General features: G+C 40.3%; 24 protein-coding genes. 15 read left to right on the top strand and 9 right to left on the bottom strand.

Annotation, left to right across the window (positions count from 1 at the left end; all coding sequences use genetic code 11):
• Positions 1-7 precede the first annotated feature (7 nt).
• Positions 8-547 (bottom strand): YfiT family bacillithiol transferase, encoded by a 540-nt coding sequence (locus tag J4N25_RS09220; protein WP_207421904.1) that lies wholly within the window; start codon positions 545-547, stop codon positions 8-10.
• 99 nt (positions 548-646) lie between these two features.
• On the opposite strand from J4N25_RS09220, the gene J4N25_RS09215 reads away from it, so the two are divergent.
• The 8 genes from J4N25_RS09215 (at position 647) to J4N25_RS09180 (ending at position 8,764) form a co-directional block, all read left to right on the top strand.
• Positions 647-1,252 (top strand): TetR/AcrR family transcriptional regulator, encoded by a 606-nt coding sequence (locus tag J4N25_RS09215; protein ID WP_207421903.1) that lies wholly within the window; start codon positions 647-649, stop codon positions 1,250-1,252.
• Positions 1,253-1,263: 11 nt separating this feature from the next.
• Positions 1,264-2,532, top strand: a complete 1,269-nt coding sequence (locus J4N25_RS09210; RefSeq protein ID WP_207421902.1) for a TolC family protein — start codon at positions 1,264-1,266, stop codon at positions 2,530-2,532.
• Position 2,533: 1 nt separating this feature from the next.
• Entirely contained in the window at positions 2,534-3,469 is a 936-nt protein-coding gene (locus tag J4N25_RS09205) for an HlyD family secretion protein (RefSeq protein ID WP_207421901.1), read from the top strand.
• Positions 3,466-4,380 carry an ABC transporter ATP-binding protein gene (locus J4N25_RS09200; protein ID WP_207421900.1) on the top strand — a complete coding sequence of 305 codons (915 nt, stop codon included), beginning with the start codon at positions 3,466-3,468 and terminating at the stop codon, positions 4,378-4,380. Before J4N25_RS09205 ends, J4N25_RS09200 begins: the two co-directional genes overlap by 4 nt.
• Positions 4,377-5,120: an ABC transporter ATP-binding protein gene (locus J4N25_RS09195; RefSeq protein WP_207421899.1), complete on the top strand. Its 744-nt coding sequence runs from the start codon at positions 4,377-4,379 to the stop codon at positions 5,118-5,120. Before J4N25_RS09200 ends, J4N25_RS09195 begins: the two co-directional genes overlap by 4 nt.
• Before the next feature lie 53 nt (positions 5,121-5,173).
• Positions 5,174-6,280, top strand: a complete 1,107-nt coding sequence (locus J4N25_RS09190) for an ABC transporter permease (protein ID WP_207421898.1) — start codon at positions 5,174-5,176, stop codon at positions 6,278-6,280.
• Complete coding sequence (locus J4N25_RS09185; protein ID WP_207421897.1) at positions 6,277-7,395, top strand: ABC transporter permease; 1,119 nt, start codon at positions 6,277-6,279, stop codon at positions 7,393-7,395. Before J4N25_RS09190 ends, J4N25_RS09185 begins: the two co-directional genes overlap by 4 nt.
• Before the next feature lie 175 nt (positions 7,396-7,570).
• Entirely contained in the window at positions 7,571-8,764 is a 1,194-nt protein-coding gene (locus J4N25_RS09180; protein ID WP_207421896.1) for an FAD-dependent oxidoreductase, read from the top strand.
• A gap of 14 nt (positions 8,765-8,778) precedes the next feature.
• Here J4N25_RS09180 and J4N25_RS09175 read toward each other — a convergent pair whose 3' ends face one another.
• Positions 8,779-10,014, bottom strand: a complete 1,236-nt coding sequence (locus tag J4N25_RS09175) for an aspartyl protease family protein (protein ID WP_207421895.1) — start codon at positions 10,012-10,014, stop codon at positions 8,779-8,781.
• Between the two features lie 186 nt (positions 10,015-10,200).
• On the opposite strand from J4N25_RS09175, the gene J4N25_RS09170 reads away from it, so the two are divergent.
• On the top strand, positions 10,201-11,499 hold the full coding sequence (locus J4N25_RS09170) for a class II aldolase/adducin family protein (RefSeq protein WP_207421894.1): 1,299 nt from the start codon (positions 10,201-10,203) through the stop codon (positions 11,497-11,499).
• Between the two features lie 60 nt (positions 11,500-11,559).
• On the opposite strand, the gene J4N25_RS09165 is transcribed toward J4N25_RS09170, so the two are convergent.
• Positions 11,560-12,066, bottom strand: a complete 507-nt coding sequence (locus J4N25_RS09165) for a hypothetical protein (protein WP_207421893.1) — start codon at positions 12,064-12,066, stop codon at positions 11,560-11,562.
• A 149-nt stretch (positions 12,067-12,215) separates the two neighbouring features.
• Between J4N25_RS09165 and J4N25_RS09160 the strand changes: the two genes are divergently transcribed.
• Positions 12,216-12,665 carry a pyridoxamine 5'-phosphate oxidase family protein gene (locus J4N25_RS09160; protein ID WP_207421892.1) on the top strand — a complete coding sequence of 150 codons (450 nt, stop codon included), beginning with the start codon at positions 12,216-12,218 and terminating at the stop codon, positions 12,663-12,665.
• An 84-nt stretch (positions 12,666-12,749) separates the two neighbouring features.
• Here the strand turns inward: J4N25_RS09160 and J4N25_RS09155 are convergent, their stop codons facing one another.
• Both J4N25_RS09155 and pdhA read right to left on the bottom strand, forming a co-directional pair.
• Positions 12,750-14,399, bottom strand: a complete 1,650-nt coding sequence (locus J4N25_RS09155; protein ID WP_207421891.1) for a dihydrolipoyl dehydrogenase family protein — start codon at positions 14,397-14,399, stop codon at positions 12,750-12,752.
• A gap of 123 nt (positions 14,400-14,522) precedes the next feature.
• The gene (gene pdhA, locus J4N25_RS09150) at positions 14,523-15,518 is read right to left on the bottom strand and encodes a pyruvate dehydrogenase (acetyl-transferring) E1 component subunit alpha (RefSeq protein ID WP_207421890.1); all 996 of its coding nucleotides are present in this window, start codon (positions 15,516-15,518) and stop codon (positions 14,523-14,525) included.
• A gap of 617 nt (positions 15,519-16,135) precedes the next feature.
• On the opposite strand from pdhA, the gene J4N25_RS09145 reads away from it, so the two are divergent.
• The 5 genes from J4N25_RS09145 to J4N25_RS09125 all read left to right on the top strand — a co-directional run bounded on the left by J4N25_RS09145 (position 16,136) and on the right by J4N25_RS09125 (position 22,477).
• On the top strand, positions 16,136-17,083 hold the full coding sequence (locus J4N25_RS09145; protein ID WP_207421889.1) for a hypothetical protein: 948 nt from the start codon (positions 16,136-16,138) through the stop codon (positions 17,081-17,083).
• Between the two features lie 162 nt (positions 17,084-17,245).
• Positions 17,246-18,091 (top strand): hypothetical protein, encoded by an 846-nt coding sequence (locus J4N25_RS09140; protein ID WP_207421888.1) that lies wholly within the window; start codon positions 17,246-17,248, stop codon positions 18,089-18,091.
• A gap of 48 nt (positions 18,092-18,139) precedes the next feature.
• Positions 18,140-18,730: a hypothetical protein gene (locus J4N25_RS09135; protein WP_207421887.1), complete on the top strand. Its 591-nt coding sequence runs from the start codon at positions 18,140-18,142 to the stop codon at positions 18,728-18,730.
• A 148-nt stretch (positions 18,731-18,878) separates the two neighbouring features.
• On the top strand, positions 18,879-21,290 hold the full coding sequence (locus J4N25_RS09130; protein ID WP_207421886.1) for a TonB-dependent receptor: 2,412 nt from the start codon (positions 18,879-18,881) through the stop codon (positions 21,288-21,290).
• Positions 21,291-21,292: 2 nt separating this feature from the next.
• Positions 21,293-22,477: a PepSY-associated TM helix domain-containing protein gene (locus J4N25_RS09125; protein WP_207421885.1), complete on the top strand. Its 1,185-nt coding sequence runs from the start codon at positions 21,293-21,295 to the stop codon at positions 22,475-22,477.
• Positions 22,478-22,496: 19 nt separating this feature from the next.
• Here the strand turns inward: J4N25_RS09125 and J4N25_RS09120 are convergent, their stop codons facing one another.
• From J4N25_RS09120 to fumC, 4 genes are all read right to left on the bottom strand, one after another.
• Positions 22,497-22,952 carry a low molecular weight protein-tyrosine-phosphatase gene (locus J4N25_RS09120; RefSeq protein ID WP_207421884.1) on the bottom strand — a complete coding sequence of 152 codons (456 nt, stop codon included), beginning with the start codon at positions 22,950-22,952 and terminating at the stop codon, positions 22,497-22,499.
• Positions 22,953-23,275: 323 nt separating this feature from the next.
• Positions 23,276-24,067 carry a S1/P1 nuclease gene (locus J4N25_RS09115; protein ID WP_207421883.1) on the bottom strand — a complete coding sequence of 264 codons (792 nt, stop codon included), beginning with the start codon at positions 24,065-24,067 and terminating at the stop codon, positions 23,276-23,278.
• A gap of 3 nt (positions 24,068-24,070) precedes the next feature.
• The gene (locus tag J4N25_RS09110) at positions 24,071-24,580 is read right to left on the bottom strand and encodes a fumarate hydratase (RefSeq protein ID WP_242695840.1); all 510 of its coding nucleotides are present in this window, start codon (positions 24,578-24,580) and stop codon (positions 24,071-24,073) included.
• A gap of 124 nt (positions 24,581-24,704) precedes the next feature.
• Positions 24,705-26,102 carry a class II fumarate hydratase gene (fumC, locus tag J4N25_RS09105; RefSeq protein ID WP_207421882.1) on the bottom strand — a complete coding sequence of 466 codons (1,398 nt, stop codon included), beginning with the start codon at positions 26,100-26,102 and terminating at the stop codon, positions 24,705-24,707.
• Positions 26,103-26,466: the final 364 nt, after the last annotated feature.

Genomic DNA, 26,466 nt, shown 5'->3' with positions numbered 1-26,466 from the left:
TCGTTCTCTACCAACTCTGTAATTTCTTGGTTTGGAGGATCTGGTTCAAATGGTGCTTGCCATGCCATGCGTACATTCCCAAAGCCTCCTTTAGTAAAATCAATTTTCCATGCTCGGGATGAATAAATCCTTTCTCGAAATCTTCCGGGTTTAAGGAGCGTAGAAACAATACCCACCTGGAATGAAGGCTTTGCAGCAATGTGAGGGAAATTTCAACAGCCGCTTCCTTACCATCAGCAAACTCCGCCCATCTGTCTTCAAAATAGGGCTTTACAGTGGGCGAAGTTTCAGAAACTGCCAGTTTGAATCGAATATATGAATTCATGTGACTGTCGGCCACATGATGAACCACCTGTAATAGGGTCCAGCCATCGGGACGATACGGAGTATTCAACTGATCTGGCTTTAATAAATTTACGGCATCTTTAAAGTCCGCCGGCAACTGTTCCAGCTCATTAATCCATGTCGCTATATCATTAGAAGTTATATTATCTGGAGCCTTAAATTTTCCAATTGGAAAACGAAGTTGTTCTATTTCTGCTATCATACGTATAAATAAGGGCCTCAAAATAGAAAATAATTTTTTTGAAAACTGAAAAAGAGGAGCTATTTTTGTTTTAACCATCTGGTTAAATTACTTGGTGAATTGGAGACAGATAAATCGACAGAACAGAAGATACTTGATGCGGCTAAGAAGGTTTTTGTAGCGAAAGGAATGGCTGGTGCACGAATGCAGGATATAGCAGACGAGGCTGGAATTAATAAAGCGCTGTTGCACTACTACTTTAGAAGCAAAGAAAAACTTTTTGAAGTTATTTTCACTGGAACGGTAGGAAGGTTTATACCAAGGGTTAATGAAATATTCAGCTCAGATATGAGCTGGCAAGAGAAGATTGAAACCTTTTCTTCAGAATACATTGACAAAGTTCTCGAAAATCCCTTTCTACCATTGTTCGTGATGAATGAAATGCACAAACAGCCAGAGGAATTCCTGAAAAAGATGTGGGGCGGAGAGAAACCGAAAATTGGAAAGTTTCTGAAGCAGTTGGAGAAGGCGATTGAAGAGAAGGAAATTCGTCCTATTCACCCTGCACATCTAATAATGAATGTAATGTCATTGTGTATATTTCCCTTTATCGGTAAACCTATGTTACAAATGATAGCGGGAGTTAACGACCAGCAGTTTTTCCAGCTAATGCAAGAACGGAAATTGCTGGTGCCCCAGTTTATTATACAGGCACTTAAAATTTAAAAAAATTTGCGATGAAATTAACTATTTGGTTAAACAGATTGGTTAGATTAATAGCAGTACTCTCTCCTATCGTAAGTACGGGACAGCAGCTGAATCTCGAGACTATTCAGCAAAAAGCCAGGGAACATTATCCGATGTTAGAACAACAACGACTGATAGATGAAACCGAACATCTTACCCTGCAAAACTTGATTAAGGGATACCTTCCGCAAGTTTCCCTTAATGCACAGGCAACTTATCAATCAGACGTTACCAGTGTTAATATTCCCATTCCAGGAATCTTTGTCAATCCTCTGAGCAAAGATCAGTACAAAGCAGTTGTTGATTTGAATCAGACCGTATTTGACGGAAGAATGATCAGCAATCAAAAACAGCTACAAAAATTAAACTCGGAGGTGGAACGAGAAAAAGTGGAAGTTGAGTTACATAAACTAAAGGACAGGATTCAGCAGATCTACCTTAGTATTCTGTTATTGGATGAGCAAACGAAACAAGCAGATTTGATAAGGGCTGATATAAAAACAGGGTATAAAAAAACGGAAGCCCTTGTAAATAATGGCGTCGCATTCCGTTCCAACCTTAATTCTCTGGAGGCAGAACTATTGAAAGCCGATCAGCGCAAGATAGAATTAATGGCATCACGGAAAGGTTTGATACGCACCCTGGGCCTGTTTGTTGGTGAGGCATTACCAATAAATGTTCAGCTGGAGTGGCCAAATAAAATAGAGGTAGTTTCAAAAATAAAACGGCCGGAGCTCAAGCTCTATGATAAGCAGACATTATTGGCGGTTCAACAAAAAAAGCTTATTACATCTAGAAACTTACCAAAGGCCAGCCTGTTCGGACAGGGTGGTTACGGCAGACCCGGACTGAACATGTTGGAGAATCAATTCGACTGGTTTTATATAGGTGGGCTACGGTTGAACTGGAACATCAGCAACCTCTATACTTATAAAAAAGACAAACAGATTGCAGATATAAACGCTAAATCTGCTGACCTGCAAAAAGAGACATTTCTGCTAAATACAAACTCCCAATTGATTCAACAAAAAGCAGAAATTGAAAAACTTGAATTACTGGTTGATACGGATAAGCAGATCATAGCCTTAAGGGAAAAGGTAAAAACAGCAGCGAGTGCACAGTTAGAAAATCAGGTGATCACCACCTCCGACTATATCAGGGAAGTAAACGCGGCAGACCAGGCAAGGCAAATGCTCGTCACTCATCAACTTCAACTATTACAAGCTCAATTAAATTACAGCACGATAGCAGGTTATTAAAATGAAGAAAATACTACTTTTTACCATGGCAGCCTTTATTGCTGCATGCAACACAGACAATAATAAAGCTGATGCCACAGGGACTTTTGAGGCGGACGAAGTGATAGTCTCTTCAGAAGTAGCAGGAAAGATAATTTCACTCGATATAGAAGAAGGACAGGGGATTCCACGAAATAAGGTAGTCGGAAGTATTGATGCAGAAAACCTCGTCTTGCAGAAAGAACAAGTTGAGGCAAGCATCAGGGCGCTGCGTGAAAAAACCTCTGATGTCAATCCGCAGGTCATTCTACTACAAGACCAGCTTAAGGTACAGCAGTCCCAACTCTCAAATTTCATTCATGAACGTAAGCGGATCGAGAATCTTTTAAAGCAAGATGCTGCAACCGGGAAGCAGCTGGACGATATAAACTCACAAATCATTGTTCTTCAGAGACAAATGTCAGTAACCAGACAACAGATCAATGTTCAGCAAAGTAATGTTTCTACACAGAACAGAAGCGTTCTGAGCGAAGGTGAGCCTTTAAGTAAACGAGCGGAACAGATCAATGATCAGATAGAAAGGGCTAAGATCACAAATCCAGTTAATGGAACTGTCTTAACTAAATACGCCGAAGCAGGTGAAATAACATCACCGGGGAAAGCTCTTTATAAAATTGCAGATCTTTCCACAATTACCTTAAGAGCCTATATCAGCGGAAGTCAACTATCCGAAGTTAAATTGGGACAAAAGGTAGTTGTGCGTGTGGATAAAGGAGCAGACGATTACAAAGATTACCCTGGAACTTTAACTTGGATCTCAGACAAAGCAGAATTCACCCCTAAAACCATACAAACAAAAGATGAACGAGCCAATCTTGTTTATGCTGCAAAAGTTAAGGTTAAGAACGACGGCTTCCTGAAGATTGGCATGTACGGCGAAGTATTGTTAAGGCTATGAAAGCAGTTGTTACAGAAAAGCTGGTAAAGAAATACGGCGACAAAAAATCCGTAACAGAGGCGCTGAAAGAAGTCTCATTTGATGTAAACCGGGGAGAACTATTTGGCATTATAGGGCCAGACGGAGCAGGAAAAACAAGCCTCTCCCGTATCCTTACCACTTTGCTTGTCCCCGACGGAGGAATTGCCACCGTGGATGGCTATGATGTGGTAAAAGACTTCAAAAGCATTCGAAGACGAGTTGGCTATATGCCCGGACGCTTTTCTCTTTATCAGGACCTTACGGTAGCTGAAAACCTTGAATTCTTTGCAACCATTTTCGATACCTCCATACAGGAGAACTACGAATTGATTAAAGATATCTATTCACAGATTGAGCCGTTTAAGGATAGAAAAGCGGGTAAGCTTTCTGGCGGAATGAAACAAAAACTCGCTTTGAGCTGTGCCTTGATCCACCGTCCCTCTGTTCTCTTCCTTGACGAACCTACTACTGGTGTGGATGCTGTTTCCCGTAAAGAATTCTGGGATATGTTACAAGACCTTAAAAGGCAAGGCATTACCATTTTAGTATCCACACCTTATATGGACGAAGCTAGCCTCTGTGACCGGGTTGCGTTAATTCAAAGCGGTGATATCCTTTCAATTAATTCACCCAAAGGCATTATTAATGATTTCAAACGAAAGCTTATTGGAGTAAAGTCTGACAAGATGTTTGATTTGCTCAAAGACCTCAAGGATTTTGAAGGTACAGAGAATGCGTACGCCTTTGGAGAATACCATCACCTGGTGTTAAAAGAAAACGCTTCCCTGGCTGATGTCAAGGAATTTCTAAAATTTCGACATAAGAATCCGGTGACATCAGAAGTAACACCGGGAATTGAAGATTGCTTTATTGCATTAATGAAATCATGATGACCGAGAGCGTTATTATTACAGACAAACTTACTAAGCGATTCTCCAACTTTACTGCTGTAGATGCAATCTCCTTTGACGTAAAAAAGGGAGAAATATTCGGATTTCTTGGTGCTAATGGTGCTGGGAAAACCACAGCAATGAGAATGCTTTGTGGTTTATCAGTTCCGTCCTCAGGGAAAGCAAGTGTTGCTGGATTTGATGTCTATAAACAAGCAGAAGACATCAAGAGAAGCATCGGCTATATGAGTCAGAAGTTCTCTTTGTATGAAGACCTTACCGTTAAGGAAAATATGCAGTTCTATGGCGGGATCTATGGCATGAGCGATAAGGCTATTAAACAAAAAACCGCTTATGTGCTGAATACCTTGCATCTCCAAAATGAAGCAAAGAAACTGGTGAGGTCTCTTCCCTTGGGTTGGAAGCAGAAGCTTGCCTTTTCAGTTGCCATTTTCCATGAGCCAAGCATAGTGTTCCTTGACGAGCCAACGGGAGGCGTAGACCCGGTAACACGGAGAGAATTTTGGAACCTCATTTATGAAGCTGCTGAAAACGGTATCACTATTTTCGTTACGACCCACTATATGGACGAGGCGGAATATTGCAACAGGGTCTCAATCATGGTAGACGGCAAGATTGAAGCACTTGATTCTCCAAAAAGCCTTAAGCAAACCTTTCAGGCAGGATCAATGGATGAAGTGTTCCTGAAACTGGCCAGGAAAGCAGTAAGAAGTGAGTGAGGAATTTTTATATAAGAGATTGAACGAATGACAGAAGGAGGGAATGTTAAAATATGAATCAATTTATATCCTTTGTAAAAAAAGAATTTTACCATATCAGCAGGGACAAGCGAACACTGTTTATCCTTCTGGTGATGCCGATCGTGCAGATCATTATCTTTGGCTTCGCCCTGACTAACGAGGTAAAGGATTCATCTATTGCCATACTTGACCAGTCAAAGGACGCTGCTACCCAGTCTATCGCCACTGAACTTGATGCCAGCAACTATTTCACTATTCAGAAGAAGTTGAGATCTTACAAAGAAGTTGAAGCTGAGTTTAAGAAGGCGGAAATAAAAATGGTGATTGTATTTCCTCAAAACTTCGCCAGCGACTTAAAGCACTTCAATAAAGCACAGATACAACTTATTACGGATGCTTCCGACCCTAATCTTGCCAATACTATGAATTCTTACGCAAGTAACATAATAATGGATTACCAGAGCAGGATGAATGACGGTCTAAAACTTCCGTATAGTATTAGAACAGAATATAGAATGTTGTACAACCCACAGCTAAAGGGCGCATATAGCTTTGTACCTGGTGTAATGTCTATGGTATTAATGTTAATCTGTACAATGATGACAGCCATAACTATCGTAAAAGAGAAAGAGCTTGGAACTATGGAGATAATGCTGGTATCACCTGTTCAACCTTTAAAGATCGTAATCGCTAAAGCGGTTCCCTACCTGCTTTTATCTATTATAAATATAAGTACAATACTCCTGCTAAGTGTATTTGTACTCGACGTACCAATCAACGGCAGTATTATCCTTCTTGTTTCGGAAGCAATTCTATTTACCCTTACCTCCCTCGCACTTGGTTTGTTAATTTCTACCGCGACTGATTCGCAGCAAACGGCTATGTTTATCTCCCTTACCGGAATGTTCTTGCCAACCGTAATGTTAAGCGGTTTCATGTTTCCTATAGAGAACATGCCGCTGCCACTGCAAATAATTTCAAATATCGTTCCTGCAAAGTGGTTCTACTTTATAGTAAAGTCAGTAATGATCAAAGGTGTGGGTTTGGGATCGGTATGGAGGGAAACGCTGATCTTAGCTTTCATGACCAGCTTCTTCCTGCTGCTAAGTATTAAAAAATTTAAAATCCGACTGGCATGAGAACATTGAAATTCCTGCTCCAGAAAGAATTCAGGCAGATCTTCAGAGATCCCTCCATCCTTCGTATCATATTCATAATGCCTATGATGCAGCTAATACTGCTTCCCCAGGCAGCAGACTACGAGATGAAGAACATAAAGCTAACAGTAGTAGACCATGACCATTCTTCGTATTCGCAGCAACTTATTTCAAAAATAACAGCTTCTGGCTATTTCAGGCTTACCAATTATAGTGCTTCCTATAAAAGTGCTATAGAAGATATCGAACGAGAGAAATCAGACCTGATACTTACTATTCCTGCAAGGTTTGAAAAAGACCTCGTGAAAGAAAACGAGAGCAAAATTTTTATGGCTGTAAATGCGATCAATGGAGTTAAAGCTAATCTTGGTGGAGCATACCTGGGAATGATCATACAAGATTACAACAGAGAAGTTCGGTTGAAATGGATACAATTTCCGAGGCTAAATCCAGAACCTACCATTGATATAACCTATTCAAATTGGTTCAATCCTCTGATGAACTATAAGTTCTTTATGGTCCCTGGGATATTAGTAGTGCTTATAACAATGGTAGGCTCCTTCCTGGCTACCCTCAACATTGTTAAGGAAAAAGAAATGGGAACGATTGAGCAGATTAACGTTACGCCGATAAAAAGACACCATTTTATATTAGGGAAACTTATCCCCTTTTGGATCCTTGGAATGGCTATCCTCACTATCGGTCTTACCATCGCCAGGTTGTTCTACGGCATATTTCCGCTTGGACATTTTTATACTATTTATGCTTTTGCAGCTATTTATCTCTTCTCTATTCTTGGACTGGGTTTGCTAATTTCTAACTATACCAGCAATCAGCAGCAAGCTATGCTTATCTCTTTCTTTTTAATGATGATCTTTATTCTATTAAGCGGCCTTTATACTTCCATTGATAGCATGCCCGAATGGGCCAAAATGATCACCCGGCTAAATCCTGTTACTTACTTTGTTGAAGTAATGCGAATGGTAATTTTAAAAGGAAGCAGCTTAGCGGATATTTTGCCCCAGACACTTACAGTTCTGGGCTTCGGCATAATCCTGAACAGCTGGGCAATATTAAGTTACCATAAGCGCTCATAATGTTGTTAATTTTTGTTAATTTAAATGACAGAAAACCGACTAATCCTTTATATCGTTCATCTGTCGTATATCTTTGAAAAACTTTCCGAACAGGTGTTCCTAATTGGAATAAAATAATTTGAAGGTTTTTTCCCAATAAAAACAAATTAACAATTACAAAAATCAAAAGGACTAAATGAAGAGATACATTTTAGGATTATTATGTCTGTTAAGCTTGTCGTCATATGCACAAAAAACAGGTGTAGTGGTTTTCGGAGCCACACCCGCAGGGCTTGCAGCAGCAATACAATCCGCTCATTCAGGAGTTAAAACAATTTTAATAGATCAGAATGGCCTTGACCAGGTTATCCTAACACCTTCTGATAAAGCTTATAAGATTGGAGTTTACGCGGATTTTTTAAAGCGAGTAGATTCTTTGCAAAAAGGAAAGAACCTGAGCAATGATAATTTGCTGCCGGCTTATACGGCTACAGTATTCAAAGGATGGACAGACACTATCAAAAACCTCTCTGTTATTAGGAAAGGGCTCGTGAAGAAAATTGAGAAAGATGGAAAGAACTGGGAGATCGAGCTCACTGACAAACGGGAAATCAAAGCCGATGTGGTGGTTGATGCGACGAAGAACAGTGAAATAGCTAAGCTTGCTAAAGTTACTGTTGGTGGCCTAAAAACAACAACCGGTGTTTATCCTGATAAACTATACCGAACCTCTGTTGCCATAAGCGAAGTAAAGGGATACTACCCAGCTGGCATTCCTGTAACTGCCCTTTTGGCCCAAAATGCAGAAAACTTTCTGGTTATAGCCGAGAGCTTAAATCCCAATATGCTTGTTGGGCAGGGAGCAGGAACAGCGGCTGCTTACTGCGCTTTTTTCAAAGTTGCTAGTAAAGATCTGAACGTAAGAAAAACACAGGGAGAACTTGTAACATTTAATTCTCAATTTCTGAAGTTTGATGATGTTCCTGTAACTGATTCGCTAGCGGGGTCAATTCAGAAAATTGCAGTTACCGGAATTTTGAAGGGTAAATTGAAAAACGAGCAGTTTCTTTTCCTTCATGATTCGACTGTAACAATGGATGAAATCCGTCAGCCTATAAGAGAATATTACTCCAGAAGTCAAATTTGGTTTCTGGATCATAAGGCAGACCGTTTAACCGTTGAAGATGTACTAAGTCTGATAAAATTTGCAGGGAGTCGAGGAAATGAACTTGACAAAGAGGTAGAAAGAGGTTGGAACAGGACCTTAAAATTATCCGGCAAATTCGACCCTAAGAAATTTATTACCAGGAGAGAATTCGCGCGATTAGTGGATCTGTACTTAAAGCCCTTCGACCGTAATATCGATCTCGAAGGAAATTTAAAAAGCTAAAGAAGGGAGGGTCCTCAGATCCTCCTTTTTAATGTTAACAATACCACCTGTGTTTTCTTTTCTCCCTTAGGAAGTACGGTTAGCAAAACCCCTCTTTCAGGGCGCGATCTGAACAACTGATAGATCTCATCAATATTCCAGTCTTTGGCCCTTCGGAAATTAATATCTACTATTTCATCGTTTACCCCAAGGCCAATTAAATCTCCGGCAGAACCAGGTTCAACTCTTCCGATAAACAACCTTTCATAATCCGGAGAATGATAGATCAGCTCCAATCCGCTCATGTCGTGTTCAAAAGGCTTTTTGAAATCATGATTTGGCCGTAAGAATAACAAGCTCCTCTGGTAATCGAAAATCACTTCAAACTTCTTCAACACGGCATTTCCCATATTGCCGTTACGTTCCGCAGATACCTTTGACCCCACATCTTCGAAATCAGGAAAAGCAGCCACAACTTCTTTTAATTCAAACTTACCCAGTTTTAACGTACCAAGCCGTCCCATCGAACCATCGATCCTTCCGCTCAAACCGACTCCTAAATTCGCTCTTATATTTTGTTGAGGCAATTTGACAGCCTTTCCCTCAATACTCTCCAACCAAAGTGGATGACCAGCTCCCGTGTCGATGACCAACTTCACCCAGAATAACGTATCACCCAGAGATAGTTCAACATTAACATAAGGTTTACCGGCCACAATCATAATAGGAATAGCTTTTCCTCTCCTAAAAGCATAGCGGGCTTCCGGTCTGTAAACTTTAATAATCTTATTGGCATAATTCATCCTGACAGTAAAACTGTTAAAGAACTCATAACCAAGCAGACCATGAATTGGGATACCTGTATAGGAAGAAAGGTCGAAAGCATCTTCTTTTAGTATGGCGGCCGGCAGGCTTCCTGTTATCGCAGAGCTTACCGCAACGTCTAAATGACCAGTAACACTAGCCTCAAGTTCCTTCCCCTCTCCAAAGCCAACAACTTTTATTTTGCGAAGAGATCTAGGAAGTTTCAAAGAATCGACCAACCCAGGATCAGTTATCAGGAATACGCCCACACCGGTATCCAGGACAAAATTAAAGGGGCCCTTATTATTGATAATCAGTGGTATGATGATCAGGTTTTTGATGAACCGGAATTCAAAAGCTTCATTGTTTCGTAACTTTTCCAGCTTAAACTGAGCTCTTCCACTTTGCAACGCCAGCAGCATTAAGGTTGCAAATAACAAAAGCCGTTTAACGTATTTCAGGTTCAAAATCTTGATAGCTTTTTAAGATAACGGTTTATTGAAATAGGTAAGGCCAGTTGAACCCAAGCGATTTTCCTTTCTAAGATAAAACAGTTAATGACAGGTGTTGTTCTAAATTATGATCAGCATCATTCTCACAATTAAAAAAAAACCAATCTTTTGTAATAGTATCCAATCGCAAAAAACCATAATATGACTGATATATTAAATACTCAATTAATGCACCCTCGCGATCAGATTGCATTAGTGATGACAAGAATTTACAGAAGGGGACTTACAACAACATCAGGCGGAAACATTTCTGTTATGGATGAGAACGGTGATATCTGGATCTCGCCTTCCGCTGTTGACAAAGGCCGTTTACAACCATCCGATATTGTCTGTGTAAGAAAGGATGGAACTATCGAAGGCCTTCACAAGCCTTCTTCAGAATTTCCCTTTCATAAGGCCATTTATGAGATCAGACCTGATATAAAAGCCATTATTCACGCCCATCCTCCTGCATTGGTATCTTTTAGTATCGTTAGAGCAATACCCGATACAAATATTATCAGTCAGGCACAACACGTGGTAGGACATGTTGGATACGCCGAATACGAATTACCAGGAAGTGAAGCACTAGGAGCAAAAATTGCAAAAGAATTTACTAAGGGCTATAGAGCCGTGATCATGGAAAACCATGGAACTGTTGTTGGCGGAAGTAACCTGGTCGACACTTTCGAACGCTTCGAAACACTGGAGTTCTGTGCGAGGACAATCCTTTATGGAAAAGCAGTAGGCTCTCCTAGTTATTTAACAGATGAGCAAATCCAGGCTTTTGAAGATCAGGTTCCCGCTCCATTGCCAGAGATGGAAAAAGTTGAATATCCATCTGATGAAAGAGAAAAACGCCTGGAAATTTACAATATTGTAAAAAGAGCGTGTACACAGGGATTGATGATCAGTTCTTACGGTACAATATCCACACGCTGGAGAGGCAACGATTTTCTAATCACTCCCACCGGCATACCTCGTTGGGATATGCAAGTTGAAGACATAGTTCAGATTAGAGACGGAAAACGCGAGCCGGGAAAGAATCCCAGCCGGACCACTTACCTGCATCAGGAGATCTACAAAAAGCATCCAGAGATCAACTCTATCATTTTAACCCAATCTCCTTACCTGATGGCCTTTGCCGTGACAGGAACGAACTTCAACGTAAGGACAATCCCAGAAAGTTGGATCTTCCTTCAAGATGTCTCTTCGGTAGATTTTGGCTCTCATTTCCAGGATCAAACCACTATTCCTGATCTTGTTGCTAAAAACAATCCCGCGGTTATTATCAAAAATGATTGCGTTCTGGTGACTGGAAATAGTCTTCTGCAAACTTTCGATTATCTTGAAGTTGCAGAATTTAGCGCGAAATCATTAGTTTTGTGTGCATCCATAGGCAACCTGGTTCCAATAAGCAATGAACAAGTTGAAGAACTACGGGCTGCATTTATTAAATAAGCTCACAGCACGAACCAAAAATATGAAGGCTGAAATGGTAACCTTTCAGCCTTCTTTATTTTAATTCCTATATTTCTTCTGGTCTACTGCAACCATTGCTTCTGGATCATATAAAAGTGATATTTCCCCATCGCTTAATACAAAATCAGTCATTACTTTTTCTCTGGTAGGTCGAGCAAAAAACTGCAACGCCAGGCTTATTACTACAAGAGCAAGAAAAAGGAGATTTCCAGTAAGCAAAAAACAGACTATACTAAACAACGAGGGACCCTCTAATAGTGCACATTGGACAATAGTAGCCGTACGGAAATCGCCAAGCTTATCTCTCAATTCCTTTTTCTGAGCTTTTGCCAAAATGCTTCGTCTGAGAAAAAAACCGATAATAGCTCCACCAGCAAGGAGACTGGGGGCAATAAGCTTAAATACGTCATCATTTCCCTCAACTTCCCCATCCGAAACTACCTTTAAGGAAACAGCAAGAAACAATAGCTGCCCGATAATTAAGGCAGAATGAATAATAGTTAGTTGTCTAAAGTACTGCTTTGATGTTAATTGTGATTCTGACATAAGGCCTTGATTTGTTAAGGCAAAATAAAAGACTTACTTTGATAGATCAAATAAAAAGCTTATGATTTGATTCACATCATATTTTTTTCCGAAAGAAAAAGCCTTCTTTGTGTTAGTATAAAAATTGATTGAAAACTAAATGCAGCAGTATGGAGATTGTTCAACAAACAGGAATAGATGAAAGAATCGTAAGTTTCCTCAAATCTCAAACGGCCGTGAGTATTTGTACTTGCTTGGATAATGTGCCCTATAGCTGCATTTGTTTTTATGCCTACTCGACAGAGTTCAATACGCTGGCCTTTAAATCAGGTGAGAATACTTTACATATAAGGCAAGCATTATCCAACCCCCTTGTCTCCGGTTCAGTATTACCAGATAAACTTGAAAAGACGCGGGTGAGAGGCCTGCAATTATTAGGGAGATTTTTTAAACCTGAAGGAGAGATCCTCAGTAGTTTACAAAGAACCTATTATAAGAAATATCCTATCGCGCTAACAATGAAAGGAGATCTCTGGGCAATTGAGCTTTCAAACATTAAGCTTACAGACAACACATTGGGGTTCGGCAAAAAAATTATTTGGAAGAAAGAGGAAAATTAGAAAGGTAAAATAGATTTTGGGTATGACTCAAAATAAAAAAAGCGGATCTGAATTCAGACCCGCTTTTTTTATATCGAAGATTGATTAAACAAGCAATCTTACAGGCTCTTCTAATAGAGCTTTTAATGTTTGAAGGAAGGCCGCTACTGATGCGCCATCAAGAACACGGTGGTCGCCACTAACAGTTAACTTCATGATATTTCCAGGAACAACCGCTCCGTTCTTAACAACCGGAACCTGTTGAATTCCACTCACTGCAAGGATTGCAGAGTTAGGAGGATTGATGATCGCTGTAAACTCGTCAACACCAAACATACCTAAGTTAGAAATAGTGAAAGTTGAACCTTGCATATCTGTAGGAAGAAGCTTTTTAGATTTAGCCTTACCAGCGAAATCTTTTACTTCAAGAGAGATATGAGTTAATGATTTACCATCAGCAAACTTCACAACCGGAACAACCAACCCTTCGTCAACAGCAACAGCAACACCGATGTTAACATGTTCGTTAATCCGGATCTTGTCGCCTAACCATGAAGAGTTAAGAGCAGGGTGTTGTTTCAATGCGATTGCAGTAGCTTTAACTACAAGGTCGTTAAATGAAATTTTAACCGGTGCATATTCATTAATTTTAGCACGGGCAGCGATAGCATTATCCATATCGATGCTCATTGTAATGAAGATATGCGGAGCAGTGAACAAGCTATCAGAAAGCGAGCGGGCGATAGCCTTACGCATTTGAGTAACTGGTTTCTCTGTATATTTCTCCTCCCCGATAAACTGAGGAATAGTAATTGTTTTTTCAGCTTTCGCAGCTGGAGCAGGAGCCGCAGCAGCTTCAGGAGCGGCAGCAGAAGCAGCAGGTTTAGCAGACGGAGTAAAGTTTTCAACGTCAGCCTTAACAATGCGTCCACCCTCTGCACTACCTTTCACCTGAGAAAGATCGATACCTTTTTCCTGAGCGATCTTCTTAGCCAAAGGAGAAGCTTTTACCCTTGAATCAGATGAACTTACAGTTTGCGCTGCAGTTTCAGCTGGTTGAGGCGCAGCAGAAGTTTCCTGAGCTTTATTTCCTTCAGTTGGGTTGGTAGCTGCTTTTTTGCCTCCTTTTAGTAAAGGAGCAACATCAGTACCTGGTTTACCCACGATAGCAATAATATCATTTACTTTAGCAGCCTGGCCTTTTTCTACACCAACGTATAGTAGCGTGCCTTCTGCATAAGCTGTTACTTCCATTGTTGCTTTGTCGGTTTCAACATCAGCAAGTGTATCATCACTTTTTACAGTATCACCAACATTCTTGTGCCACTCTGCAATAACACCTTCAGTCATCGTATCACTTAATAAAGGCATACGAATAACTGTTGCACCTACAGACTCAGGGTCTATTCCAGCTTCTTCTTCTTCAGCCGGAGCAGCAGTTTCTGCAGGAGCAGACTCAGATTTAGCCTCTGCCTTAGGAGCAGATCCGCCTTCTAATAGCGGCTTGTAGTCTTCGCCGGGAGCTCCAAGAACAGCAATGACCTGATCAACAGGTACTGCAGATCCTTCCTCAGCTCCAATATATAATACAGTTCCTTCCTGGAATGATTCAAAGTCCATAGTGGCTTTATCGGTTTCCACCTCAGCGATCAGATCACCAGTGCTTACCTTGTCGCCAACTTTTTTGTGCCATTTTGCGATAACACCTTCTGTCATGGTATCGCTCATTTTAGGCATACGAACTACTTCAGCCATTTCTTTATGTAAGTTTTTTGTGAAAGTTATTTTGTTTTATTAAGGCCACAAAGAACCTGCAAAACACTTTTAAACCTTCGTTTTTGAACTACGTGCTTGCAGGTTATTTTATAGTTGAATTAATTAGTCTTTGATGAACGGATAGTCCGACTGAACATAAACATCGTCGTACAGTTCACTTGGCTCTGGCCATGGTGATTCCTCAGCAAATTTCACAGACTCCTCAACGATAGCTTTAACTTTAGCATCAATTTGATCGAACCAAGCCTCGTCAGCATAGTTATTTTCGACGATAGCTGCTTTAACAACACCAATAGGATCTTTTGCTTTATATCTCTCAAGCTCCTCTTTAGTACGGTATTTAGCGGGATCTGACATGGAGTGACCTTTATAGCGGTAAGTACGCATTTCAAGGAAAGTTGGACCTTCTCCACGACGTGCACGTTGAACAGCCTCATCCATTGCGTTGTGAACAGCAACCGGATCCATACCATCAACAGGAGCACATGGCATATCGAAACCTAAACCAATCTTATAGATATCGATCATGTTAGTGGTACGCTGAACTGAAGTACCCATAGCATAACCATTGTTCTCACAAACAAAGATCACAGGCAACTTCCACAACATAGCCATATTGAAAGTCTCATTCAAAGCACCTTGTCTAACCGCGCCATCACCCATGTAACACACGTTAACGTTAGTTGTTCCAAGATACTTTTCAGCGAAAGCTACACCTGCACCTAAAGGGATCTGGCCACCAACGATACCATGTCCGCCAAAGAACTTCTTCTCTTTGCTGAACATGTGCATTGAACCACCTTTACCTTTAGAGCAACCAGTTGCTTTTCCGTAAAGTTCAGCCATAATTTCGTTTGCAGTCATACCGCGCGCCATAGCATGTGCGTGGTCACGATAAGCAGTAATCATAGAGTCGCCAGGACCTAATACAGACATTGCTCCAGCCAAAACAGCTTCCTGACCAATGTATAGGTGACAGAAACCTCTGATCTTTTGCTGTCCATATAATTGTCCTGATTTTTCTTCAAACCGGCGCATTAAAAGCATTTGCTCGTACCAGTCTAGGTAAGTATCCTTAGTGATTGCAACTGAACTCATTAGTCAATATGTATTTTTGGGAAGGCAAATCTAATTATTACTTGCTAAAAAAAAGAAATTCAAAATGTTTTGTTTAGAAAGAGGCATCATAAAAAACTTTATTCAATTAAAACATTTAAAAAATTGCAGTAAACAGAATTAAATTTGGTTATCAAATAGCAATGCTGATTCAAAAACACCTAGGATTTGGCAATCTACCAATCCAAAAACTAAGCGTACAGCTCCGTATTTTACCTGCTACTGCTAAAAAGGACTGTAATTCCTTTTTATAAATGTCCACTGAGCAACAAGTCCGTTACAATAAGGTCCATTTTAATATTCACTAAGAAAAACTGCCCTGTTAGAGACAGGAAGGGTATAATATTTTACCCCCCTTCTTTTTGGCAGCCTTTGTATGATTGCGTGTTTCCTCTTACATAAATCCCTGATGAGTCCACCTTTTTCACGTGAATAGTGGACTGATTACAGGATTATTAGTCTAAAGCGTTACGGTCATATAAACTTTGGAGATAAGAAGAGGCAATTCCAACCGAAATCCAAATTGTGATCTGAAACATTTTTTCCTTTAACAATACCTTTTATATTGCTTTATCATTTTCAATCAAACTTTAGAACTTATGGCGAGAGTTGATAAAAAAGGTATTTTACACGGACCAGTTGATAATATTCTTTACCGGGAATATCGGGGAATGCAGATTGCTCAAATAAAGCCTGGCAAGGTGAAGCAATCTATTGCCAGTAAAGAAGCCAGCTTGGAGTTTGGCCTGGCAGCCAGCACCGCTGCAAACATTCGCGCCCTTTTTATTCCTGGTTATAAAGCAAATGATGGAGGTATGGCTAACCGCCTTACTGCTCTTACATTAAAATGTATTAAAACCGCCAGTCATAAACGAAGAGGCGAAAGGGATATTCACGATGGTGATCCGGATACCTTTTCCGGCTTCCAGTTTAATAAGAACTCTCTCCTGGAAGATTGCCTCCGTATAAAGCCACAGCTTACATCAACCGAAGAAGGAAAGGTAATTGTCCAAGTTCCTGCTTTTACTTCAAAAGATCTTCGAGCGCCAGCGGCAGATCATTATATAATCCGCTTTCTGGCTATCTCTTTCAATTTCAAAACCTCTATGGCCAGCTATTTAAGCAGTAAAGAGATCAAGATTAATATAGGCGCAAACTTTGAAGGAGCTGAAATTGAGATAATTGAATTACTTCCCCCAGGACGACTGGTTTTGCTGGGCATGTTTATTCATGCATATAAATATGATCATTACGACGGCTATACCCGAATCAATAATAAAACCTGGAGTCCGGGCGCAATCATAGGAGGATGGCAAGCTCCCCCTCAGGAAGAGCTCAAGGCAACAGACCTGCGTGAGGCAGAAAAAGCCATAGTTGGAGATGTTGAAATACATAAAATGCCTTATTCAGGTCTGGAGATTCTTAAGAAATTTCAAGATCTATGGGTCAGACAGGATAAGGCGATACAAAGTAAAGTAAAAGAAAAGCCGCCAATTCCGGATATCGGCGAAGAACTGCCCAAGGGAGATTTCCGCATGAAAAAATAAGTCAGGGAGCTCTTTCCAACTTATTATTCTTTAAGTTATTATTTGCACAGGCTGTAGCGTTCTGCTATACAATCTCGTTTTGCCTGTATGGCAAAAAATCTTAACCCTTTAACTATTGGTTTTTTACCCCTAACTTTAGTGATCAATCAAAAGCCGATAGCTATGAAAACCTTACGAACACTCGCAGCCTGCCTAATAGTGCTGGGCTTCCTTTCCCCTTCAGCAAAAGCTCAGGGACTTCTTAAAAAACTTAAAGACAAGGCAAATGAAGTTGCCGACAAAACAATCGACAAGAAAGCGGACGAATTACTGAACGGCAAAAAGAAGACTTCTGCAGGTTCAGAGGTAGCAGGTGGTGTTTCTGTCCCTGGAACAAACATGGGTGGTTCAGGCGGCAGCGGTTCAGGATCGTACTCCAGTTCGGTTAGAAATAAAGGCGGTGCTGGGCTAATCACAACACCTCCCGATGTGAAGGAGAACTTGAATCTAGCTGAAAGCTCTTTCAAAACTGCTAGATATGGAGAAGCGCGTTCAGCACTTCAGCAAGCTATCCTTGGTGTTGAGATGGAGATCGGTCAGGATCTTCTAAAATCACTTCCAGAGAGTGTAGCAAGCTTACCGAAGCAAACAGATAAAGACCAGGTAACCAGTAATGGTTGGGGCTGGGCTGGCTTAACTATCCATCGTGAATATTTGAAAGACGACAAGCAATTTAGCCTAACAATCGCCAACAATTCGGTAATGATGTCGGCAGTGAACCACTTTTTAACAAATAGTGGCTATGCACAAACCACCGGAGGAGAGCAGAAATGGAAACAAACACGTCTTAAAGGGAATAAAGCAGTTATAGAATATGATGAAAGTACTGGTTATAAACTTACCGTACCGTTAGGACAATCCTCCCTCCTTGTTTATGAGGGTATAAATTTCGCAAATGAACAAGACTTAATGACTGCGGCGGCTCAAGTTGATATTGATAAGATCAAGAAAACTCTGGGAGAAAAATAAGCAGCGGCACCATTTATTTTTATCATTTACTAAATCAATACTCATAACATGAAAACTTTACTTATTACCATATTTTCTATAGTTACCTTCTCCACTGTTCAGGCGCAAGATTTTAATAAACATCTTTCTACTGCAAAAACAGCTTATTCAGGAAAAAAACTGGAAGAGGCTAGATTTGCAATGCAACAAATGCTTCAGGAGTTAGATATTATGGCAGGGAAAGATATCCTGAAAATGCTGCCTCTAAAAATGGATGAGCTTAATTCAAATCCCAAACATGATGATGTAAGCGGAGGATCTGGTTTTGCAGGTATCATAATACATCGTGATTATGGAACAGGAGAAAAGTCAGCTGAAGTAGACATTATAGGTAATTCGCCTTTGATTAGTTCTATTAACGCCCTTCTTGCACTTCCGTTTATTGCCAACAATGCCAATCAGAAAGTAATAAAACTTGAAGGATATAAAGCATTACTAAACATCAACAAAGATTCTGAAACCAGTAAAGTTACTTACGAAATACAAGTGCCTTTAAACTCTTCTTTACTAACATTGAAAGCACCAAGTGCAACTGAAGACGAGATTAAAAAGTTTGCATCAACCATTCCTGTAGCTCAGTTGGCGAAAACACTACAGTAAACGTTTTCGAAGAGAGTGAAGCCTTCTATCATGGAGGCTTTTTTTATATCAACTTTTTTTATTTAAAATTATTCTAAATAATGTTTGGATTCACAAAGAAAAGCTTTTTACTTTGTCTTCGTTTAGAATCAATCCAAATAAAAGAAGAATGAAAATACCTTACTCTAATTTAAAGTTCTCATTTTCCGCTTTATTATTATTGTTGTGTTTTACAGCAATAGCCCAAACTCCCGGATCAATCCGGGGAAAAGTAACAACCTCTGACGGTAAAATTGCAGAGTACGTTTCTGTTCAACTTAAAGAACGTAAGCTAAGTACACTTACAAATACGAAAGGTGAATATAAATTAAATGGAGTTAAGCCTGGAAATTATACCATCAGAGTTTCTGCTATAGGTTTAAATAGCGACGAGAAAAATATTATTGTAACTTCAGGATCAATAGCTGTAGTTGACTTCGTATTAAATGAAAGTGCATCCCAATTAGAAGCGGTAACAATTAAGGGGAAACAAAACCGCTACAAAATAGACAAACCCTCAAACTCACTAAGATTAGACGCTCCTTTACAGGAAATTCCACAAAATATACAGGTGGTCAGTCAGGGTGCCCTTACTGACCAACAGATCATTAGTATGAGCGATGGGCTGGTAAGAAATGTTAGTGGAGCAGCAAGGGTAGAGCACTGGGGTGACCTATATACTAATATTACTATGCGAGGATCGCAAATTCAGGCATTTAGAAACGGATTTAACGTCGTGAACTCTTATTGGGGACCGCTAACAGAAGATATGAGCTTTGTTGATCATATAGAATTCGTGAAAGGTCCCGCAGGATTTATGCTTGCAAATGGAGATCCTAGCGGTTTATATAATGTAGTAACTAAAAAACCGACTGGAGTTAATAAAGGTGAAGCTACATTGACTCTAGGTAGCTTCGATATGTACCGGGCCACTACAGATCTGGACGGTAGACTCAGTAAAAATGGCAGGCTATTATATAGACTGAATATCGCTGGTCAAAATAAGAACTCCTTCCGGGCCAATGAGTACAACAATCGTTACACCATTGCCCCTGTTATTTCCTATCAGATTGACCCTAATACAAAAGTTACCGCTGAATACACACTACAACATGCAAAAATGTCTAATGTGGGGTCGTTTTACATCTTCTCACCAGATGGTTACGCCTCTTATGCCCGCAATTTTACCATGCTGGCACCAGGATTGGAGCCTACCAAAATCAACGATCATAGCCTGTTTGTGAATCTTGAGCACAAGATCAGTGATAATTGGAAGTTAAATGCTCAGGCATCTTACTTTAACTATCAGCAACGAGGAAGTTCCATGTGGCCAGATAGTGTAGCAACCAATGGTTTAGTAAGAAGAAGCGCAAGTATTTGGGATGCATTTAGTGAAATGACACTTGGACAAATGTTCTTGAATGGTTCCGCTAATACTGGCGGAATTCGGCACAGGATTTTGGCGGGACTTGATGTTGGCACCAAGAATTACTTTGCAGATTGGAATCAAAAGACTCCCTTAGATACTATCGGTGGTGAATTTAATCCGTCATCCCCTATTTACACTGTGGATAAAAGCTTCCCTCAATTCAACAGAAATTCAAGTGTAGAGGAAAGAGCCGTAAGAGGTGGAGGTTTAATGGACCAGCGCTATACAGGATTTTATGCTCAGGATGAACTTGGATTCCTAAATAACAAAATACGCTTGACGCTTGCAGGACGGTATACCTATGTGAGCCAATCAACATATGGAGGCGCTGCACAGACAGCGAAACATTTTACTCCACGTGTAGGTCTGAGTGTTTCGGTTAATAGCCAAACTTCCCTTTACGGTTTACATGACCAGGCATTTGTTCCTCAGAACGCCATACTTACTTCAGGCGAGTCGGCGGACCCGATCACCGGAAACAATACCGAATTTGGAGTAAAGAAGGACTGGCTCGGCGGCAAATGGAACACTACCTTATCATTCTATAAGATTACCAAGAATAATGAGGTTACCACGGATGCATTTAATCAGGGCAAAAGCATAGAAATTGGACAAAAGGTAGCTCAAGGTATCGAGTTCGATATCCGAGGTGAAATACTAAAAGGTTTAAACCTTACTGCAAACTATGCCTATACCGACGCTAAGGTAACTAAAGTGAACGAAGGAGTTAGTGAATTTGTTGCTGTAGAAGGCCAGAGGACCCCAGGTTCGAGCAAACACACTGTCAACAGCTGGTTGAATTACAAAGTTCAATCAGGAATACTGAAAGGTTCTGGACTATCAGGCGGATTCACCTACCTCGTTGATCGCGCTACAACTACCTTCAGCAAAACTAACCCGGAGCAAAATCTCCCGGATTACTTCAAGCTGGACGCTGGCGCTTTCTGGGAAAAGAATAACCTGAGATTAACCTTTAACGCGTTCAACCTTTTGGATAAATACTTATATAACGGAGGTTATTATTCCGCAGGTTATTATTTTACAAGCGCCGTTTATTACTGGCAAGCCGAGGCTCCACGAAACTTCCGCCTCAGCGCTTCATACAAATTTTAACTATGAGATTTAAAAAACTAATTGGGAAACTTCACTTGTGGCTCGGATTATCGTCCGGGCTACTTGTGCTTTTTTTAGGAATCACAGGGTGCATACTCGCATTTCAGCAGGAGATCGAAAATGCATCCCAATCCTACAGATATGTTTCAAAAGACAATAAAGCTCTTTTGACTCCTTCTCATATTAGAAGTATCGCGGAAGCTGAACTCCCGGGAAAACACGCCCATAGTGTAAAGTACCAAGATGGACGGAATGCTGTAGTTACTTTTTATAACAGTGAGCCAGCTTACTATTACCTTGTTTACGTAAATCCCTACAGCGGTAAGGTACTAAAGGTAAAAGACATGAGTACAGATTTCTTCAGGGTGGTGATAATGGGACACTATTACTTGTGGCTACCACCAAACATTGGTCAGCCAATAGTTGCATCAGGTACGCTGATTTTCGTTATTCTGCTGATATCGGGACTTGTTTTGTGGTGGCCGAAAAACGCCGCTGCAAGAAGAAAACGGTTCACGGTAAAATTAAATGCACAGTGGAGGAGGGTCAACTACGACTTGCATAATGTATTGGGCTTCTACATGACCTGGATAGCGATCTTTATCGCGATAAGCGGACTGGTAATGGGATTTCAGTGGTTTTCAAAATCTGTCTACTGGATATCTTCGGGCGGGAAAGCAATGGTTCAATATTATCCTGCTCTCTCTGACAGCACAATTACCAAGACCACATTTAAAGAAAAAGCAGAAGATATCTTATGGCTAAGAATGCAGGGCGATTGGAAACACAAAGGAGGTAGTTTTGAAGTGCATTTTCCGGAAAATCAAAAGGAGTCTATCGAATTAGCTTTTAACCCGGATACTGACACCTATTGGAAGACCGATTACAGATTTTTCGACCAGAAAACTTTAAAAGAGATCGAGGTAACTCACCTTTATGGAAAGCTATCAGAGGCATCAACCGCTGATAAAATAATGAGAATGAACTACGATATACATGTAGGGGCAATATGGGGTCTTCCTGGTAAAATCCTCGTCTTCTTTGCCAGTCTTCTTGCGGCAAGCATGCCTGTTACCGGATTCCTGATCTGGAGAGGCCGCCGAAAGAAATCAAAAGCTACAACAGGAGCAAAGCTCCTGCAAACGCGAAAAGCAAAACTGAAGATTTCTTCGTCAGTGGTTAATTGAGCAATAGAAAGGCCTGGAGTTAATTCTTCAGGCCTTCATTTTTTAGTTCCTCTTCAACAATTCTCCGGCATCCCTGCTCAATAAGCTGATAAACCGGATCGAACTGATCATCCTCATAGTATGGATCGGGAACAACTTCAGTATTTAATAGTAATCGAACCTTCTTCTTGTCATCATCATTCCTGGCATGATTTAAAACATCCCGCAAATTCATCTTGTCCATCACAAAAATCCGGTCAAATTCATCGAAGTCTGTAGATTGAAACTGACGACAAACTTGGGTCGATATGTCTAGTCCATAATTCTTAGCTATGGCAATTGAACGACGATCTGGAGGAGAACCAATATGCCAATCGCCGGTACCAGCAGAATCAACTTCCCAATCCAAACCCTTCTCTTTTACTATGGTCTCCATTATCCCATGCGCCAGCGGCGAACGACAGATGTTTCCGAGGCATACCATTAATATTTTCATATTGATATGATTACACTGATTTTAATATTATGTGATTACACCGATTATTATTGATTACACTGATATTATTGATTACACTGATATTATTGGGTGATTACACAAATTTTAGATGATTCACTGATAATAATAGGCCTGTGCTTCTTGCGGATAATTATTAAATACGACTATCACACCCTGCTTAGTATATCACCCTTTAATCGGCGAAATCACCATTACAACCTGTCGGATCACCCAAACAATCTTGCAATCCTTCCAAATATCAGTGTAATCCTCCCAAAATAATCGGTGTAATCATTCGATAATAATCGGTGTAATCCTACCTACTACCCAAAAATATTGTTTAGAACTTCTGCCAGCCTTACTCCGCCTTTTACCAACTGGTTATTTAAAGTGCCGATGTGCAAATAGTTATAACGATAGGAGAGCTTATCTCCTGTTTTAACGTCTTTGTACAGCGATTCGGTTATTTGAAATGAGTCCCACAGCCAGCTGACTAATCCCCCCTGCAGTATTGTTCTTCGTTCAGCCGGAGTAGTAAAATTAATAGCTTTAACATACTCCGTATAGCTTAACTGCTGAAACTCGATCAGTTTGGAGTCCCAAATGCTGTGCATGTTTGTATTCTCGTTAAACCAGGTAACTTTAATATCATTTCCTCCCCTGTCATCAGAATACCCTACGTGATACGGCTGATTGAGATCGCCTATAATATGGATGATTAACTTCAAATACATCACCTTTTTATCCTGAGGAAGGTCTTTCTTCTTCAACTCAGAAATAAGGAAGTTGAGTTTAGTGTATGCATTTGTGGTTGTATCTTTTGAGAGGATAGACTGCATTTGCGGGAAAGTTATTCCTCTGTCGAAGTCAACGTAATGCCAGGTATCCAGGTACTTATAGGATGGATCGGACTTAACGAAATCAGGCCAATTGCTAGCCATGGCAATCGATTCGTTTCCAAGGATCTTCCGTATCTCTTTTTTAGCTTTATTTGAGAGGTAAGACTCTGCAATCTCTCCTACAATCCGATGTCCAAGTTGTCCCCAGGCAAAGGAGGCTACTGGTACATATAATAGAACTGCGATTAATACTAAACTCTTTATGATCTTATTCATTACTTATAATGGTTGCGGTTTACAAACAATCTTTTCCTTCAATTTCAACGTCACTGGCAAATGCTGCTGCAAACTTTGTAACTCAATTTTATCTGAAGAAGTATTTTTTATTAAGAAAATAGGTATATACTGACCAATCCGATAACAATCGTGTAGTTTTTGTTTGTAGTTAGCCTTGGTGAAGGTTCCCAGGAGATATAATGTATCTTTACTAACAACATAAGTGCCCTTAGCGTACTCTTTCCAGTTCCCACCATTGAAACAGCTGTCTTCGTAATAGTTTTGTTTTGCTGTTGTTGAAAGAACAACATAGAACGAATCGCAGGTAAACTTGAAATGGTGGGAGGTATATTGGATCAGACTATCGCGAAATTCGTAGGGTTGCTCATCCCAAACTCCCTGCAGTACATCAGCTCCCCGGCCCTGCACATTTGGATTGAAGGTGCATGAGTATAGAAAAATACCGGCAATAAGAAAAAGCACTATTGAAGTTCCAACTGAATTTTTAAGCATATAGATTGTGGACCCCAGAGGGACGGTACAAAGCTATTTAAAATCTTTAATTGCAGTGTATAAGAAAAAAAATCCCTCTCTGATAAGGTCAAAGAGGGATTTTATTATTAGCTGAACGAATCTATTACTTCAAGCTTCCAATCATATCTTCAGGACGCACCCACTGATCAAATTGTTCATTCGTTAACAATCCAAGCTCAAGAGCAGCTTCACGAAGTGATTTATTTTCTTTGTGCGCTTTCTTAGCAATCTTTGCAGCATTTTCGTAACCAATATGGGGATTAAGAGCTGTTACTAGCATTAGGGAATTTTCCACGTGTTTCTTGATACCTTCGTAGTTCGGCTCAATACCTATAGCACAATGATCATTGAAGGACACACAAGCGTCTCCGATTAAGCGCGCAGATTGCAGAAAGTTAGCTGCAATAAGTGGTTTAAAGACATTCAACTCGTAATGCCCTGTAGCCCCGCCAATAGAGATGGCAACATCATTTCCCATTACCTGAGCAGCAACCATTGTAAGGGCTTCTGGTTGAGTTGGATTTACTTTGCCTGGCATAATTGAAGAACCTGGCTCGTTTTCCGGGATGAAAAGTTCACCGATACCTGCACGAGGACCTGAAGCTAATAAACGGATATCGTTAGCAATTTTCATTAAAGAAACAGCTAATTGTTTCAATGCTCCATGTGATTCAACCATTGCATCATGAGCAGCCAACGCCTCGAATTTATTTTCAGCAGTGCGGAATGGAAGATTAGTGAACTGAGCAATGTACTCTGCTACCTTCACATCGTAACCTTGTGGTGTGTTGATACCTGTACCAACAGCCGTTCCGCCTAATGCTAATTCAGCCAGGTGATCTAAAGTATTTCTCAGCGCCTTCAGGCCGTGATTCAACTGAGACACATATCCAGAAAACTCCTGACCTAAAGTTAGCGGCGTAGCATCCATTAGGTGGGTCCTGCCGATCTTTACTACATTTTTATATTCCTCAGATTTAGCTTGTAATGTATCACGGAGTTTCTCTACTCCCGGAATAGTAATTTCCATGATACTTTTATAAGCCGCAATGTGCATTGCCGTTGGATAAGTATCGTTTGATGATTGAGATTTGTTCACATCATCATTTGGGTGGATGAAAGTCTTTCCTTCACCTAATTTATTTCCCTGAAGTACGTGGGCTCTGTTTGCCACAACTTCGTTCACATTCATGTTTGATTGAGTACCTGAACCAGTTTGCCAGATAACAAGAGGAAATTCTGAATTTAATTTTCCTTCAAGGATCTCATCACAAACCTGCGCAATAAGATCGCGCTTCTCTGCAGGAAGTACACCTAAATCAGTATTTGTATATGCCGCAGCTTTTTTCAAATAAGCAAATGCCTCAATTATCTCCTGCGGCATTGATGCTTCCGGACCAATCTTGAAGTTATTTCTTGAGCGTTCAGTTTGAGCACCCCAATACTTATCTGCAGGAACCTGCACATCGCCCATAGTATCACGTTCTATTCTAAAAGTCATGATTTTAGTAGTTTTTGTGAATTAATCTGTTTTTTGACACACCAGCCTGCTAATAACTTCAAACCCAATCATCAGTTCTGTCCTGCAGGTTTTAGTCGCGCAAACTTAGTTACTTACATGAAAAATCAAAAGTTTAAATTGAAAAACAACTCCGAATTTCTGCAAAGCAAAACCAGAATAGAAAGTAGCGGTTGATAGCCTTTAAAATCGACGATTAGTTGAGTATGAACCTCTCCGGGAAAATATATGTTTGCAGGAATTAATTGCGCTCGAGGGTGTGGCGTCAATAAATCTTTATGTCAATACCAACGGAGATACTTCGGCCGTTTGATGTTCTACATAACTAAAATTTATTGTTTAAAAC

The organism is Desertivirga brevis (assembly GCF_017355835.1).
The sequence above is the reverse complement of the archived record's forward strand: the minus strand, read 5'-3'. Positions and strand labels throughout refer to the sequence as shown.

Coding starts and splice junctions, on each gene's coding strand:
- J4N25_RS09125 (WP_207421885.1), top strand. CDS start 21,293: ATGAGATTTAAAAAACTAATTGGGAAACTTCACTTGTGGCTCGGATTA.
- J4N25_RS09160 (WP_207421892.1), top strand. CDS start 12,216: ATGGAGATTGTTCAACAAACAGGAATAGATGAAAGAATCGTAAGTTTC.
- J4N25_RS09170 (WP_207421894.1), top strand. CDS start 10,201: ATGACTGATATATTAAATACTCAATTAATGCACCCTCGCGATCAGATT.
- J4N25_RS09110 (WP_242695840.1), bottom strand. CDS start 24,580: ATGCTTAAAAATTCAGTTGGAACTTCAATAGTGCTTTTTCTTATTGCC.
- J4N25_RS09145 (WP_207421889.1), top strand. CDS start 16,136: ATGGCGAGAGTTGATAAAAAAGGTATTTTACACGGACCAGTTGATAAT.
- pdhA (WP_207421890.1), bottom strand. CDS start 15,518: ATGAGTTCAGTTGCAATCACTAAGGATACTTACCTAGACTGGTACGAG.
- J4N25_RS09200 (WP_207421900.1), top strand. CDS start 3,466: ATGAAAGCAGTTGTTACAGAAAAGCTGGTAAAGAAATACGGCGACAAA.
- J4N25_RS09115 (WP_207421883.1), bottom strand. CDS start 24,067: ATGAATAAGATCATAAAGAGTTTAGTATTAATCGCAGTTCTATTATAT.
- J4N25_RS09120 (WP_207421884.1), bottom strand. CDS start 22,952: ATGAAAATATTAATGGTATGCCTCGGAAACATCTGTCGTTCGCCGCTG.
- J4N25_RS09210 (WP_207421902.1), top strand. CDS start 1,264: ATGAAATTAACTATTTGGTTAAACAGATTGGTTAGATTAATAGCAGTA.
- J4N25_RS09140 (WP_207421888.1), top strand. CDS start 17,246: ATGAAAACCTTACGAACACTCGCAGCCTGCCTAATAGTGCTGGGCTTC.
- J4N25_RS09130 (WP_207421886.1), top strand. CDS start 18,879: ATGAAAATACCTTACTCTAATTTAAAGTTCTCATTTTCCGCTTTATTA.
- J4N25_RS09205 (WP_207421901.1), top strand. CDS start 2,534: ATGAAGAAAATACTACTTTTTACCATGGCAGCCTTTATTGCTGCATGC.
- J4N25_RS09185 (WP_207421897.1), top strand. CDS start 6,277: ATGAGAACATTGAAATTCCTGCTCCAGAAAGAATTCAGGCAGATCTTC.
- J4N25_RS09220 (WP_207421904.1), bottom strand. CDS start 547: ATGATAGCAGAAATAGAACAACTTCGTTTTCCAATTGGAAAATTTAAG.
- fumC (WP_207421882.1), bottom strand. CDS start 26,102: ATGACTTTTAGAATAGAACGTGATACTATGGGCGATGTGCAGGTTCCT.
- J4N25_RS09135 (WP_207421887.1), top strand. CDS start 18,140: ATGAAAACTTTACTTATTACCATATTTTCTATAGTTACCTTCTCCACT.
- J4N25_RS09195 (WP_207421899.1), top strand. CDS start 4,377: ATGATGACCGAGAGCGTTATTATTACAGACAAACTTACTAAGCGATTC.
- J4N25_RS09165 (WP_207421893.1), bottom strand. CDS start 12,066: ATGTCAGAATCACAATTAACATCAAAGCAGTACTTTAGACAACTAACT.
- J4N25_RS09155 (WP_207421891.1), bottom strand. CDS start 14,399: ATGGCTGAAGTAGTTCGTATGCCTAAAATGAGCGATACCATGACAGAA.
- J4N25_RS09190 (WP_207421898.1), top strand. CDS start 5,174: ATGAATCAATTTATATCCTTTGTAAAAAAAGAATTTTACCATATCAGC.
- J4N25_RS09180 (WP_207421896.1), top strand. CDS start 7,571: ATGAAGAGATACATTTTAGGATTATTATGTCTGTTAAGCTTGTCGTCA.